The organism is Paenibacillus sp. GYB003 (assembly GCF_036577625.1).
Classification (GTDB): domain Bacteria; phylum Bacillota; class Bacilli; order Paenibacillales; family NBRC-103111; genus Paenibacillus_AB.
Genome location: NZ_JARBDC010000003.1, coordinates 62,193 through 75,306 on the forward strand (window position 1 = coordinate 62,193; position 13,114 = coordinate 75,306).

At 53.7% G+C, this 13,114-nt stretch carries 13 protein-coding genes; 12 read left to right on the forward strand and 1 reads right to left on the reverse strand.

Annotated features, from left to right (window positions below):
- The first annotated feature begins 347 nt into the window (after nt 1-347).
- The 5 genes from PV407_RS02825 (at nt 348) to PV407_RS02845 (ending at nt 5,287) form a co-directional block, all read left to right on the forward strand.
- Nucleotides 348-1,676, forward strand: coding sequence for a Gfo/Idh/MocA family protein (locus tag PV407_RS02825; protein ID WP_332088348.1), 1,329 nt, complete (start codon nt 348-350; stop codon nt 1,674-1,676).
- Between the two features lie 40 nt (nt 1,677-1,716).
- Entirely contained in the window at nt 1,717-3,039 is a 1,323-nt protein-coding gene (locus PV407_RS02830) for an ABC transporter substrate-binding protein (RefSeq protein ID WP_332088349.1), read from the forward strand.
- A gap of 127 nt (nt 3,040-3,166) precedes the next feature.
- Nucleotides 3,167-4,042 carry an AraC family transcriptional regulator gene (locus tag PV407_RS02835; protein WP_332088350.1) on the forward strand — a complete coding sequence of 292 codons (876 nt, stop codon included), beginning with the start codon at nt 3,167-3,169 and terminating at the stop codon, nt 4,040-4,042.
- A 92-nt stretch (nt 4,043-4,134) separates the two neighbouring features.
- Complete coding sequence (locus PV407_RS02840) at nt 4,135-4,629, forward strand: shikimate kinase (protein ID WP_332088351.1); 495 nt, start codon at nt 4,135-4,137, stop codon at nt 4,627-4,629.
- 220 nt (nt 4,630-4,849) lie between these two features.
- Complete coding sequence (locus PV407_RS02845; RefSeq protein ID WP_332088352.1) at nt 4,850-5,287, forward strand: PaaI family thioesterase; 438 nt, start codon at nt 4,850-4,852, stop codon at nt 5,285-5,287.
- A 126-nt stretch (nt 5,288-5,413) separates the two neighbouring features.
- On the opposite strand, the gene PV407_RS02850 is transcribed toward PV407_RS02845, so the two are convergent.
- The gene (locus PV407_RS02850; protein ID WP_332088353.1) at nt 5,414-6,271 is read right to left on the reverse strand and encodes an AraC family transcriptional regulator; all 858 of its coding nucleotides are present in this window, start codon (nt 6,269-6,271) and stop codon (nt 5,414-5,416) included.
- A gap of 180 nt (nt 6,272-6,451) precedes the next feature.
- On the opposite strand from PV407_RS02850, the gene PV407_RS02855 reads away from it, so the two are divergent.
- The 7 genes from PV407_RS02855 (at nt 6,452) to PV407_RS02885 (ending at nt 13,055) form a co-directional block, all read left to right on the forward strand.
- A complete protein-coding gene (locus PV407_RS02855) occupies nt 6,452-7,813 on the forward strand; it encodes an ABC transporter substrate-binding protein (protein WP_332088354.1) in 1,362 nt (453 codons plus the stop codon).
- Nucleotides 7,814-7,951: 138 nt separating this feature from the next.
- The gene (locus tag PV407_RS02860) at nt 7,952-8,620 is read left to right on the forward strand and encodes a glycosyl hydrolase family 28-related protein (RefSeq protein WP_332088355.1); all 669 of its coding nucleotides are present in this window, start codon (nt 7,952-7,954) and stop codon (nt 8,618-8,620) included.
- A gap of 32 nt (nt 8,621-8,652) precedes the next feature.
- The gene (locus PV407_RS02865; protein WP_332088356.1) at nt 8,653-8,871 is read left to right on the forward strand and encodes a hypothetical protein; all 219 of its coding nucleotides are present in this window, start codon (nt 8,653-8,655) and stop codon (nt 8,869-8,871) included.
- Between the two features lie 218 nt (nt 8,872-9,089).
- Nucleotides 9,090-10,097 (forward strand): Gfo/Idh/MocA family protein, encoded by a 1,008-nt coding sequence (locus PV407_RS02870; RefSeq protein ID WP_332088357.1) that lies wholly within the window; start codon nt 9,090-9,092, stop codon nt 10,095-10,097.
- Nucleotides 10,094-11,086, forward strand: a complete 993-nt coding sequence (locus PV407_RS02875; RefSeq protein ID WP_332088358.1) for a Gfo/Idh/MocA family protein — start codon at nt 10,094-10,096, stop codon at nt 11,084-11,086. Before PV407_RS02870 ends, PV407_RS02875 begins: the two co-directional genes overlap by 4 nt.
- A 196-nt stretch (nt 11,087-11,282) precedes the next feature.
- Nucleotides 11,283-12,200, forward strand: coding sequence for a carbohydrate ABC transporter permease (locus tag PV407_RS02880; RefSeq protein WP_332088359.1), 918 nt, complete (start codon nt 11,283-11,285; stop codon nt 12,198-12,200).
- A gap of 27 nt (nt 12,201-12,227) precedes the next feature.
- The gene (locus PV407_RS02885) at nt 12,228-13,055 is read left to right on the forward strand and encodes a carbohydrate ABC transporter permease (RefSeq protein ID WP_332088360.1); all 828 of its coding nucleotides are present in this window, start codon (nt 12,228-12,230) and stop codon (nt 13,053-13,055) included.
- The last annotated feature ends 59 nt before the right edge of the window (nt 13,056-13,114 follow it).

Genomic DNA, 13,114 nt, shown 5'->3' on the forward strand with positions numbered 1-13,114 from the left:
CGGGCTTCCTTATGCCGGCGACGGGACATGGCGATATCGGCTCGTATGACCTGCGTCGGCGTTGTCGGAAGTTGGACGGGGGCGAGCATGGGACGGCGGTTCGAAGCAAATAAGCGCAGGTGGTGTCCGTTACGATTTGGAAACGGCCGATTTTCGCGAAATAAGCGCCGTGGCGTCCGTTACGTTTCGGAAGCCGACGGTTTTCGCTCATCCTCGAAAGACGTCGATAGACGTTTTTTTTATGTTTGCGGCGTTCATCGTAAAAATGGTTAAGAACGCGGTAAAAACCGTCATATCCGAACAGCTGTCATCCGCGGTATTCTCTTCACAGGAGGGGGACGATATCCATGAACCTTACGGATGAAAACGACAAGCAACAAGCGGAGGACCGCAGCGAGCGCCCGGAACAAAGGCCGATCCGTGCCGTCATCGTCGGTGCCGGACATCGCAGCATGCTGTATGCATCGTACTCGGTCTCGCATGCCGATGAGCTGCGCATTGCAGGCGTTGTGGAACCGGACGACGTGCGGCGAAAGGCGGCGATGGACGCTTACAATCTCGCGCCGGAGCGTGGCTATACGTCGATCGAACAATTGATTGCCGGTCCGCGCATAGCCGATGTTGCCTTTAACGGCACGATGGATCATTTGCACGTCGCGACGACGCTGCCTTTGCTGGAAGCCGGATACGACGTCCTGCTGGAGAAACCGATCGGCGTATCCGAGAACGAAGTGCGCGAGCTGCAGGAGACAGCGAACCGTTTGGGGCGCAAGGTGATGATCTGCCACGAATTGCGGTATGCGCCGTTTTATGCGGAAATTCGCAAACGATTGCAACGGGGTGTCATCGGCGAAGTCATCAACATGCAGTTCGCTGAAAACGTAAGCTACCACCACATTGCGAGCGCATATGTGCGCGGCAAGTGGAACAGCGAGAAACGCGGCGGTTCTTCGATGCTGATGGCCAAGTGCTGTCACGACCTGGATTTGATGGTATGGATGAAAGCCGGAGTGAAGCCGCTGCGCGTGTCGAGTATGGGGGGACGGATGCTTTTCCGCGAGGAGCAAAAACCCGAAGGGGCGGGCACGAGATGCCTGGTCGACTGTCCGTTGGTCGATAGCTGCCCCTATTCCGCCAAAACGATGTATCTGGAACGAAACTTGTGGGGGACGTACGTATGGCACGGGATCGAACATTTGGGCGCGAATCCCGCCGAGGAACTGAAGCGGGAATCGCTTCGTACCGACAATCCGTACGGGCGTTGCGTATGGGCGAGCGATAACGATGTCGTCGATCATCAGGCGGTCAACGTCGAATTTGCGGACGGGTGCACGGGAACGTTCAGCTTGAACGGCAATGCCGCCAAATCGTGCCGCCGGCTGCATCTCGTAGGTACGTTGGGCGAAATCGAAGGAATCATGGAAGAAGGCTTCTTCACGATCCGTCATTTCGACTTATCGGCACGTCACGGTTACCGGGAGGAGCGAGTAAGCGTCGATGTGACCGATAACATGCACGGCGGCGGCGATATGCGGCTCGTGGGCGATTTTCTGCGCGTCATCCGGGGAGAGCGGCCTTCCCTTTCCACGACGACGCTGGACGATTCGGTGAACGGTCACTTCGTCGGATTTGCGGCAGATCGTTCGCGTATCGAGCAACGGTGGGTCCGGCTGTAAACAAGGGAATCCGTTTCGAACAAAACAAGGGGGAATGGCCGTGAAGGTATGGAAACAAACGATGGTGATGGGATTGTGCTTGCCGGCAATCGCTCTCTCCGCATGTTCGTCCGGGTCGGATACCGGCGGGGAAAAAGGGGACAAGCCCCCGGCCGCTGCCCAAAATCAAATAAGCGACGAACCCGCCACCCTTACGATCTATTACTACGGCGGCGATTTGACGGATGAAGAATTTGAAACGTATTTCGTGAAGCCGGTCGGCCGGAAATACCCGCACCTGACTTTGAAGCTCGTGCGCAATGCCCCGGGCACCAAGCTGGAAGATTTGATCGCAAGCGGCGCGGCGCCGGATTTGATCTATTCGCCGAAAGGCTATATGGAAGATTTCATCGGCCTGAACATCGTGCAAGATTTGGACGGCTACATTCGCGGACAGAACATGGATCTGGGACGATTCGAGCCCGTCACCGTCGACAGCCTCAAATCTTACGCGCCGAAATACAAAATGGCTGCGCTTCCGTTTTCGTATAACAGCTCCGCGCTGTTTTACAACAAAGATATATTCGACAAATTCGGTGTCGCCTACCCGGTCGACAACATGACGTGGGACGAAGTCATCGAGCTCGGGAAGCGGGTTTCGCGCAAGGACGGCGATACGTTCTATAAAGCGATGTATCCGTCGCAAATCACCCAGTTCGCCTCGCAGCTGGCTGTCGCGTATACCGATCCGAAAACGACGCTGCCCGCTCTGGAAAGCGACAATTGGAAAAAAGCGGCGACCTACTTCAAACGGATATACGATTTGCCCGAAAATCGCGCGACGAAGCTGAACAACTTTTTCGTCGAACGGGATGCGGCCATGTATGCGGGGGTGACGACGTATACGTTCGGTCAGGTCAAAGAGCTGATGAACAAAGGGATTCCGCTCCATTGGGACTTGGTCTCGTACCCGAACTTCCCGGAAACGAAAGGTCGGTCGATGGCGCTCGATTCGCTTGTGCTGATCATGACCTCGACCGGCAAACATAAAGACCAGGTGTTTCGCGTCATGGACGTCGTCACGAGCAACGACAGCCAGCTCGCACTGAGCAAGGTCGGCCGCATGCCTGCGCTGAAAGATCCGAAGCTGAAAGACGCATTCGGCAGCGAAAACCCTGCGCTGCAAGGGAAAAACGTCAAAGCGTTGTTCCTCAATACGCCGCCGATTCAGGAAATGGGGCCGTACGATCTCGAAGTCGCACGATTGCTGAATACGCTTCAGACGAAGCTGATCAACGGCGAAGAGGACGTTAACACGTTTTTGCGCAATGCAAGCGAGCAGGCGAAGCTGAAGATCGCCGAGAAAAAAGCGGCAGGCCGCTGACGCAGCCCGTATTCTTTTGCCCTTTCTTGTGGTAGATTGAATAGATCGCATCATATTTAAGGGCGGCATGCCGTTACTTTGCAATCCGATGCGGCGAATGCGGACGTGCGGCGGGAAGGAGCGGACGATGATCCATGTGAACGAGCGCGCGGAACCGATCCGGTACCAAAGTACATTGCTTGCGATCAAAATCATCGAAGTGAAAAACAATTGGGAACCGGGTTTGCTGAGATGGCACTATCATGAGGAGCTGGAATTCATTTGCGTAAAGAAAGGCTCCGTCGTCTTTTATACGGACGCCCAAAGCTATCGGCTGCACAAGGGCGACGTTCTCCTGATCGGCTCCAACCAGTTGCACGCCAACCAAAGATTCGATTGCGACGAAGCCGTTTATCTCGTGATGCACGTGAAGCTGCCGCCTTTTTTCGAACCGGCGATTACCCCGTACTACTCCTATTTTTCCGAGCAGCTTCGCCCCTTGAGCGAGCTGAACGTCATCTTCCGCCAACAGGACGCCGTCAAACGCCGGGTCGGGCAGATCATGCGGCGCATTCTCAAGGAAATGCAAGCGCAGACGGACGGATTTGAAATCGCTGTCAGTCTGCATGTGAAACAAATTTTGCTTACCCTCTATCGAAACGATGCGTTGCGCGCCGACGTAAGCAAAGGACCGGTTCTATACGCGCTCCGGCCCGTCTTCCAGTATGTCGACCGGCAGCTGTCCGGCAAAATCGATATGAAGGAGGCGTGCAAGCTGTTGAATATGAGCTACAACTATTTCTCGAAGCATTTCAAGGAGGTGATGGGTACGTCGTTTATCGAGTACGTCAACCTCAGACGCATTCGTATGGCCGAACGGCATCTCGCGACGAAAACGGCCAGTATTCACGAAGTGGCTCGTATGGTCGGTCTCGAAAACATCACTCACTTTTATCGGCTGTTCCAGCGGTATAACGGCTGTACGCCGAAGCAGTACGCGACGCGTTTGAAGCGGCGGGGATAGCAGCCGAACCTTCAATTTTAACGAACGCAACCGAGGCGCCCGTGTGGTAAAATAGGGGGAGCGAAACGGTATGATCAAAAGCGAGGAAGCATATGAATATAGTTCTGATCGGAATGTCCGGAGCCGGTAAAAGCACTTTGGGCGTGCTGCTTGCAAAAGCTTTGGGAATGGATTTCGTGGATACCGATATTGTGATCCAGCAGCATGAAGGCAGATTGCTGCAGGAGATCCTTGATAACGACGGTATCGAAGCGTTTATGGATATCGAAGAAAAAATCGTGTCAGGCCTGCAGCTACAAAATTGCACGATCGCCACAGGCGGAAGTGTCGTATATTCGGAAAAGGCTATGCATGTCCTCAAGCAGGGCGGACACATTGTATTTTTACATGTCCCGTTCGAAGAAATTAAAAAGAGACTTACGAACTTAACGACCAGAGGCATTGTCATAAAGAAAGGAAATAATCTACAAGACGTTTACGAGGAAAGAGTTCCCTTATACATGAAGTATAGCGATACGATTCTGGATTGCTCCGATAAAGATATCGAACGTTGTGTCGGAGATATTATTGAGAAACTGCGAAAATGACAAGCCGGCAAATCGGAATCATGTCCGATACGCCGGCGTTTTTTTTATTTATCGGATCATCGAGACGAGTTCGTACGGATACGCCGGTATCTTCTTCGTTCTGGGCGCCGGGATGGTATACTATGGAGTATGGCGCGGATCAGGATCATCCCCATCTAGCGGATGGTCTCGCGCCTATACAAGCAGCGAAAGGCATTGCGGAAAGGAATGGATCGAGGACATGAACGATTTATTTGCGCGGTATCTTCAGGCGGTCGAGACCCGAACGCAGGTTTCGCCCGTGGAACGATTTCTGGGCACGTTTCCCGTCGATGTCGGGGACGGATTTATTACGTTCGAGATGGACGTGAATGAAGCATACTTGAATCCGCAAGGGACGTTAATGGGCGGCATGACAAGCGCATTGGCGGATCTGGCGATGGGCGTTGCGTTTGCCACGACGTTGGAAGAAGGGGAGACGTTTACGACGATCGAACTCAAAGTAAACTTTATGAAGCCGGTTTGGAACGGCACGATTCGGGCCGAAGGCAAAGTGATGAAGCGCGGCAAAACGATCGGTTTGTCGACGTGCGACATATATGACGGCGCGGGGTCTCTGATCGCTTACGGGACGAGCACGTGTATGGCTCTGCGAGGGGAAAAGGCGCAGGGGAGGTAGGCAAGGCCCGAAGCGCCCCCTTTTCGGATGACAACAATGACCGTACTTGGTCCGGCATTGCAAAGTTGCGCTATCCATTCCATTGGTTCAAACGCGGCCATGGAAAATGATCCATATGTCTTGCCTTCATTTATTGGTCCGAAACAGCTTCGGAGATACGCCGACATATTTTTTGAACAACCGGGAGAAATAAAAAACGTCTTTATAACCGAGAGACGCGGCGATTTCCTTCAACGTTTTCCCGGAATTGAGCAATATATTTTTCGCCTCCGCGATTTTGAGCCGGTGAACGTACTCATTTAACGGATAACCGGTATATTTGGATACAGTCCGTTTCAGCGTGGATAACGAAATATGATTGTTTTGACACAGCTTTGCGGCGTCAAACGGACGGTACAGCGATTCCGAAATATCGTACAACAGCTGGATGGCGGCTTCGTTGTTGTCCCCTTTGGCCGCATCCGGCGCGTTGGCCATAAATTCGAACAGCAGCGATTCGAGCAGCAGAGCCGCGCGGTCCGCATTGACGGGAACGCCGCTGTCCATCAGCATGAATATCCGCTCGATTTTACTTTTTTGGGCGTCGTCGATTTCGACCGCTTTCACGGTACCGGGCTCAAAAAGCCACGTATCGAGCCAATCGCGGATGCGGGGGCCTTCGACGGTGAAGTAGTACTCGTCCCAGTAGCCGCCCGGGTCGGGGCCGAAATGAAAAACAGGGCCCGGATAAAACAGGAACAGGCTGTTTTTATTGACCCGCTGCTTCTCCCCGTCATCGACCCGATACGTTCCGGATCCGTCGGAAATGTAAACGATCGCCCACTTGTTGACGAAACGGGCATCCGTTCTGTAATACGTACGTCCAGGCAAATGACCCACATCGAGTATCGTAAGCGACGTATGCTTCAGTTTGCTTTTGTCGACCTTCAGATCGACGATCCGGATCGGTTTCGTGCTGATCCTATAGTCCATGTATCTGGTCAACTTTAACATTCCTTCCATAGCCGGCTGGTGGTAAATTTAGTATACATCCGGCGGATAAAGCTGCATAGCCGGAAAAGCTGCGGGTTTTTCGAAGAACCACGTTCCTTAATAAAGAACGTGCATCGAGACGAAGCACTCAAGCAGCTTGCAGTATCACTATAGGGTAAAGGGGACAGAGCTATGGAACCTATGAAACGGAAGCTGAAGGCCTCATTGTTATTGATGTGCGCCTCCGTTGCTTTAACCGGCTGCGGAGGAGGAGATGCGAAGCGGCAAGGCAGCGAAAAAGCAGCGGATTCAAAATCGGCGGATCCGAAGTCGGGAGCTTTTCAAGCCGATACGACGCCCGTTAAGCTGACTTTGTTTCTGGACATGACGTTCGGACCGGAAGACAACCAGCAAAACTTTATCCTCGAGCCGTTAAAGAAGAAGTACCCCCACATTACGCTCGATATTATCAAACGGGCGAAAGGCTCGTATTTGGAGGATTTGATGGCGCAGGGCAATACGCCGGACATTATATACAATTGGAACGGAGAGCTTCCGACGTACGGGGAGAAGGGGCTGCTATTCGATTTGGAGCCGCTTGCCAAGCAGCTTCAATTCGATTTGGGCCGTTTCGATCCCGCCGCGCTTGAAGCGATTCGCGCTACAACGGGAGGAACGGCTTTGCACGGTCTGCCTTTCGAAAACGGCGGCATGGCGTTATTTTACAATAAAGACTTGTTCGATAAATTCGGCGTCCCTTATCCGAAGGACGGGATCACCTGGGACGATGCGATCGAGCTCGGCAAACGGCTTTCGCGTGTCGATGGAGACAAAACGTACAAAGGGCTCAGCGCCGACGTGGTAGATCGACTGGCTATGTCGCTGTCGCTGCTGCCTGTGGACGGCAAAACCAATCGGGCATCGGTCAACAACGACGGCTGGAAAAGGGCGTTCGACCTGGCCAAAACGATCTGGTCGCTGCCGAACAACAAACCGGACAAGCTGAACGATACCGGTCAAAAATCGTTTTTGGTCGACCAGACGCTCGCCATGGATCCGACCAATAACATTTTATATACGTCGGCGCAATATTTTCATCCGAGCAAGGGTCTGAACTGGGACGTCGCGCAATACCCCAGCTTCAAGGATCAGCCGAATGTGAGCGGGGCTCTCACTCCTTCAACGTTCGCCATTACGAAGACGAGCAAGCATAAAGAGGCGGCGCTGCAAGTTCTCGATGTCGTCACCTCCTACGAAGTGCAGCGGCAAATCGTGCGAGGACAAGGCCGACTTACTTCTTTGAAAGATCCCGAGCTCCAGAAGCAGCTGGGACAAGACGTCGATTATTTGAAGGACAAAAATTTGAAAGCGTTTTTGCTGAGCAAGCCGGCCGCTCCGAAGCAGTATTCGCAATATAATACGAGCAGTAACGTCATCCTGCGGAAAAAATTCGAAGACTATTTCAACGGCAAAGATTTGAATTCGGCATTAAGAGAAGCGGAAGAGGAAATCAACTCGGACATCGAGAAGCAGATGGCGGCAAAAGGGAAATAACGAACGAAGCTGACCGACCGTGAGATGAAATGGGAATGGGGCGAATCGATCGTAACGAATGAGAAGGATTTTGAAGCAGCCCGGCCGGATGAGACGCAGACTCGGAAGAAAATAAGCAGAAGGGGACTTCTTGCCTCCATGGGTGCGGCCGGGGTCACATTGGCCGTCGGCGGAAGATGGCGTTCCGCGGCCGCAACCGAACAACAGGTGCGGCCTGCCGTCTATGGCGGGGTACGGCATGCCGTTTACGGCGTATTCAATGCCGGGGAGCTGGGCGCCGTCGGAAATGGCGTAACCGACGATACGGCGGCCTTGCAGAACGCGATCGACCTATGCGCGGATGGCGGAGGAGGAATCGTATTTATTCCGCCCGGCGTCTATATCATTACGAACACTTTGACGATCCGGACCGGCGTAACGCTGGAAGGCGCCGGAGTAGGGGCATTGGATATCCCTTTGGGGGGCGGACGGATCATCGCCGCTCCGTGGAGAAATAATGCCGCGGCAAGAGGACCGTATCCATGCGGCCAGACGAACAACGTTTATTTTTTGGCCACGGAATTCAGGAGCGTGGACAAATGGCCGAAGTTTAAGCGGCCATCTACCGTCCGATTTACGGACGCCGGTTTTTTCACGCCCCGTTACGCGTTCGACAGTTTCGAACAAATGCCGCAAACGGACGAACGCGACTTTGTGCTCAAGGCGCCCGCCAATCAGAGAGTCAAACTGCAAAACGGCGAAGGAAAAGACGCGTTAGCGGTAACGCCCGGCGCGAACGTGGAGCTGTTCGGAAAGGAGCCTTTATAGCGGAAAGCAAAGACGGCCATGAGCTGCGGGTGATGGGCGATGCCAAGCTCAAGTTGTCGGCGTCGGGAACGGCCGATTTCGCGGGCTCCGTCGTTCCGAAGTCGGATAATGCCGCCGACCTCGGCGCCGCGAACAAACGATGGGCGAACGTCCACGTCGCCGACGGCATCGTCATGACAACCCCGGACGGAACCGTCAAGTATAAAATAAGCATCGATAACGGCGGGCGGCTGATTACGACCCCGCTTTAGCCGAATCGGCCCTTTCCCGAAACCGAGTTATAGAACGAAATGAAGCACCTATGTACAAGGGCTTTTTTTTCGCGAAAAATGACCTGATCCTGGACTCGAATTGACCTCTGTCGTCCCCACGGCCGTCCTATAATGAAGTCGGTACGCTCGATAGAGGCACGGTATGGAATGCCCGGATTCGGATGGATAAAACTGTGGACAGCGAAAGGAATGAAAGCATGAAGATAGCTATCGTCGGTTGCGGCACGATGGGTCAAACGTTCGCCCGTATCGTCGGCGCCATGCCGAATGCCGAACTGGTCGGCATTTATAACCATTCGCCGCATACGGCAAAAGCGTTTGCCGAATCGCTTGGAACGAAATGGTACTCCTCCTATGACGAACTATTGGCGACGAAGCAATTGGAGCTCGTCATCATAACTCTTCCTACGTATTTGCATAAAGCGTATACGATCCGTGCGGCGGCGTACGGGAAACATATCATATGCGAAAAACCGATCGCGTTGAACCCGAAGGATGCCGAGGAAATGCTGCATGCCTGCGACCGGGCGGGTGTCCGTTTATTCGTGGGGCATGTGCTGCGCTTTTTTCCGGAATATATGCATGCGCGCAAGCAGATCACCGAAGGCGCGATAGGGACAATCGGCATTGTCCGCGCCAAACGCGCAAGCCTTCACCCGCCTGCGAACAGTTGGTTCGCCGACAGCGGCAAAAGCGGCGGTGTGATCTTTGACTTGATGATCCATGAAATCGACTTCATCCGCTCGCTGCTGGGCGAGGTTCGATCCGTTTACGCCGCAGGCAAACGGGCTGCGGGGTTTGAATACGCCGCGGTCACGATGCGGTTCGAGAACGGGGCCATCGCCAATGCGGAGGCGGTTTGGGGGCATCCGGCCTCCTTTCATTCGAAGCTGGACATATTCGGAACCGACGGCGTGTTGAGATGCGATAGCCAAAGCAGCAGGCCGCTTGTTCTCCACCGTTCCGATTCCGGTTCCGCGGCCGAAGCGGAGGGGGTCGTTCTTCCGGAGGCGCCTTCCCGGCAAGATCCTTTTGCGTTGGAGATCGAGCATTTCATCGATTGTATCCGCAATCGGAAAGAACCTGTAGTGACGGCCGCGGACGCATGTGAAGCCGTCGCGGTCGCACGGATGGCATCGGAATCCATCGAGACAGGAAAGCCTGTCTATAAGACTCATGAGGCGGATCGGAGGGCGGACGGATGAACCGGTTGAAGCTGGGGATGATCGGCTTTGCCCATCCGCAGGCACGCAATTACTTGGAGCGGCTCCTTGAACGGGACGATGCCGAGATGATCGGGATATACGACACGTGCAAGGAACGCATGGACGCAGTTCAGTCCCGTTACGGCATTCGATCTTTTGCCGATTGCGAAGGACTTCTGGCGGGAGGTATAGACGCGGTTATCGTATGTTCGGAGACGAAAGATCGTGCCGGGTATGTTAAAAAAGCGGCGATGTCGGGAAAGCATGTCCTTTGCGAGAAGCCTCTCGGCCTAACGCTGGCGGAAATGCGGGAGATGCTGGGCGTTTGCGCCGAGAACAAGGTACAATTGATGACTGCGTTTCCGTACCGGTATTTACCTTCCGTACTGGAAACGAAAGCGATCCTGGATAGCGGCAGCTTGGGAACCGTTCTGACGGTTACATGTGCGAGCCGCGTTCAAAGACCGGAGGGCCGGTTGCCGGACCCTTCCATATCCGGCGGCGCAGCCGTCATGGATCAAGGCGTCCCAATCCTGGATTTGCTGAGATGGCTTTTGAATGCGGAGCCGATCGAAGTATATGCGGAGACGGGGCCCTTATTTCTGGAGAACGCCACTATCGATGATGCCGGGATCGTCCATGCGACGTTCGACAATGACGTAAAGGTTTTATTGGATTCAAGCTGGTCCTTGCCCGGATGTTATCCGATCCGGGGAGACCTGTCGATGGAGATCGTCGGAACGAAGGGAGTTCTGGCTCTGGACGCTTTCGCCCAGGTAAGCCGGCTCTATAGCGACCGCAGAGGGAAAGCGGAATGGAGCTATTGGGGGGACCACGGCGAACAAATGCTGATCCACGATTTCGTTCGATCTCTTATGGAGAACAGGGAAGTGCCCATAACCGGGGCGGATGGACTGCGCGCGACTGCCGCCGCTCTGGCCGCTTGCGAATCGGTGAAACGCAAAGCGCCTTGTTCGCCGGAAGCATAAGAAGAATACCGAAGAAGCCCGGAACGAGAGGGCTTCTTTGTTTTTTAGTCCGGGCCTTCGGCGAAAACGAATACGGCCGAAACCGTGTATATTTTTATTACTATTTATAGATTTCTCTCATTTATCGCGTCGCGCGCAACCGGTAACATGATGATTACAAATCGATTCTCTTATTACCGATTCGGGAGTGACGCAGATGGAGCATATACGGCGGATTACGAAATCCGGTGCCGGCACATGGAACAAATGGATAGAGCCTTTATGGGGATACGCATTCATATCGCCTTGGCTGATCGGCTTTTTCCTGTTAACGGTCGGTCCGCTGTCCCAATCCTTTTACTTATCGCTAACCCAGTACAATATGCTGGAGCTTCCCGAATGGGTCGGCTTGGCCAATTACAGGGAGATTGTAACGGACGACGACGAGTTTTGGAAGGCGCTGCAAGTTACTCTGACTTACGTGGCGCTGTCCGTGCCGTTAAAATTAATGTTCGCGCTGCTGGTCGCCCTGCTGCTGTTCCGAGCGATTCGGGGAATGTCGCTGTTCAGGGCGGTCTTTTATTTGCCGTCCTTGATCGGAGGAAGCGTGGCGCTTTCGGCGATCTGGCGGAACTTGTTCGGCATGGACGGGCTGTTGAACCAAATTGCGGGCTTGTTCGGGTTGCAGGGCATCGACTGGATCAATACTCCCGGAACCGCCCTGTATACGCTCGTGCTGCTGGCGGTCTGGCAGTTCGGTTCGTCGATGGTGATCTTCCTGGCGGGACTCAAGCAAATTCCGCGGGATCTGTACGAATCCGCCTCGGTCGACGGAGCGTCGAAGGCACGGGCCTTTTTTGCGATTACGCTGCCGATGCTCACGCCGATTATATTGTTTAACCTGGTCATGCAAATTATCGGGAGCTTTCAAATGTTTACCCAGGCATTTATCGTCACCAAGGGCGGACCGATCAACTCGACGCTCGTGTACGCGCTTTACTTGTATCAGAAAGCTTTTGCGTACTTCAATATGGGCTATGCCAGCGCGCTTGCCTGGATCTTGCTCGCGATCATCGCCTTTTGTACGGTTTTGATTTTCTGGTCGTCCAAAAGATGGGTGCATTATGAAACGTAATGATTCGGCGGAAAGGGGATACCGAGGATGAAACCGGCAGTCGTGTATCGTTACAGCGTTTTGATTCTGAGCAGCTTGGTTATGATTTATCCGGTCTTATGGCTGGTCGGCAACGCGCTGAAGTCGAACGAAGATATTCCGAAAATGCAGCTGTTTCCGAGCGAGCTTCATTGGAGCAATTTTACCGAGGGCTGGACGGCCATTCCGGGCTTCAGTTTCGCGCATTTTTTCTACAATTCTTTCTTTATCGCGGCGCTCTCCGTGATCGGAACGTTGCTGTCCAGCGCACTAGTCGCATACGGATTCGCCCGGCTGCGGTTTCCGCTGCAAAACATGTGGTTCGGCATATTAATGATGACGCTGATGCTCCCGGCGCAGGTTACATTGGTGCCGCAATACATTTTGTTCAAATCGTTCGATTGGGTAGGCACGACGCTGCCGCTTATCGTACCGCATTTTTTGGCGGTCAGCCCGTTTTTTGTGTTTCTGATCGTTCAGTTTATACGCGGCATCCCGAAAGAGTTGGACGAATCCGCCAAAATCGACGGCTGCTCGACGATCGGAATTGCGTTTAAAATCGTGCTGCCGTTATGCACGCCGGCTTTCATTACGACGGCGATATTCAGCTTCATTTGGACCTGGGACGATTTCCTCGGTCAGATGATTTACTTGACCGATACCGCGAAATTTACGGTCCCGCTCGCGCTGCGATTGTTCCTCGACAATACGTCGGCGGTCACCTGGGGACCGATGTATGCGATGGCCTTATTGTCGGTCATTCCGTGCTTCGTCATTTTTCTGATCGCGCAAAAATATTTCGTGGAAGGAATTGCTACGACCGGAATCAAAGGGTAAGCTGTTTACGGCCGGCGCATTCGGCCTTATGCTGTATGTAACAGCTAAGAAGGCAGGTG

Coding starts and splice junctions, on each gene's coding strand:
- PV407_RS02870 (WP_332088357.1), top strand. CDS start 9,090: ATGAAGATAGCTATCGTCGGTTGCGGCACGATGGGTCAAACGTTCGCC.
- PV407_RS02860 (WP_332088355.1), top strand. CDS start 7,952: ATGGGTGCGGCCGGGGTCACATTGGCCGTCGGCGGAAGATGGCGTTCC.
- PV407_RS02865 (WP_332088356.1), top strand. CDS start 8,653: ATGGGCGATGCCAAGCTCAAGTTGTCGGCGTCGGGAACGGCCGATTTC.
- PV407_RS02835 (WP_332088350.1), top strand. CDS start 3,167: ATGATCCATGTGAACGAGCGCGCGGAACCGATCCGGTACCAAAGTACA.
- PV407_RS02880 (WP_332088359.1), top strand. CDS start 11,283: ATGGAGCATATACGGCGGATTACGAAATCCGGTGCCGGCACATGGAAC.
- PV407_RS02825 (WP_332088348.1), top strand. CDS start 348: ATGAACCTTACGGATGAAAACGACAAGCAACAAGCGGAGGACCGCAGC.
- PV407_RS02875 (WP_332088358.1), top strand. CDS start 10,094: ATGAACCGGTTGAAGCTGGGGATGATCGGCTTTGCCCATCCGCAGGCA.
- PV407_RS02840 (WP_332088351.1), top strand. CDS start 4,135: ATGAATATAGTTCTGATCGGAATGTCCGGAGCCGGTAAAAGCACTTTG.
- PV407_RS02845 (WP_332088352.1), top strand. CDS start 4,850: ATGAACGATTTATTTGCGCGGTATCTTCAGGCGGTCGAGACCCGAACG.
- PV407_RS02885 (WP_332088360.1), top strand. CDS start 12,228: ATGAAACCGGCAGTCGTGTATCGTTACAGCGTTTTGATTCTGAGCAGC.
- PV407_RS02855 (WP_332088354.1), top strand. CDS start 6,452: ATGGAACCTATGAAACGGAAGCTGAAGGCCTCATTGTTATTGATGTGC.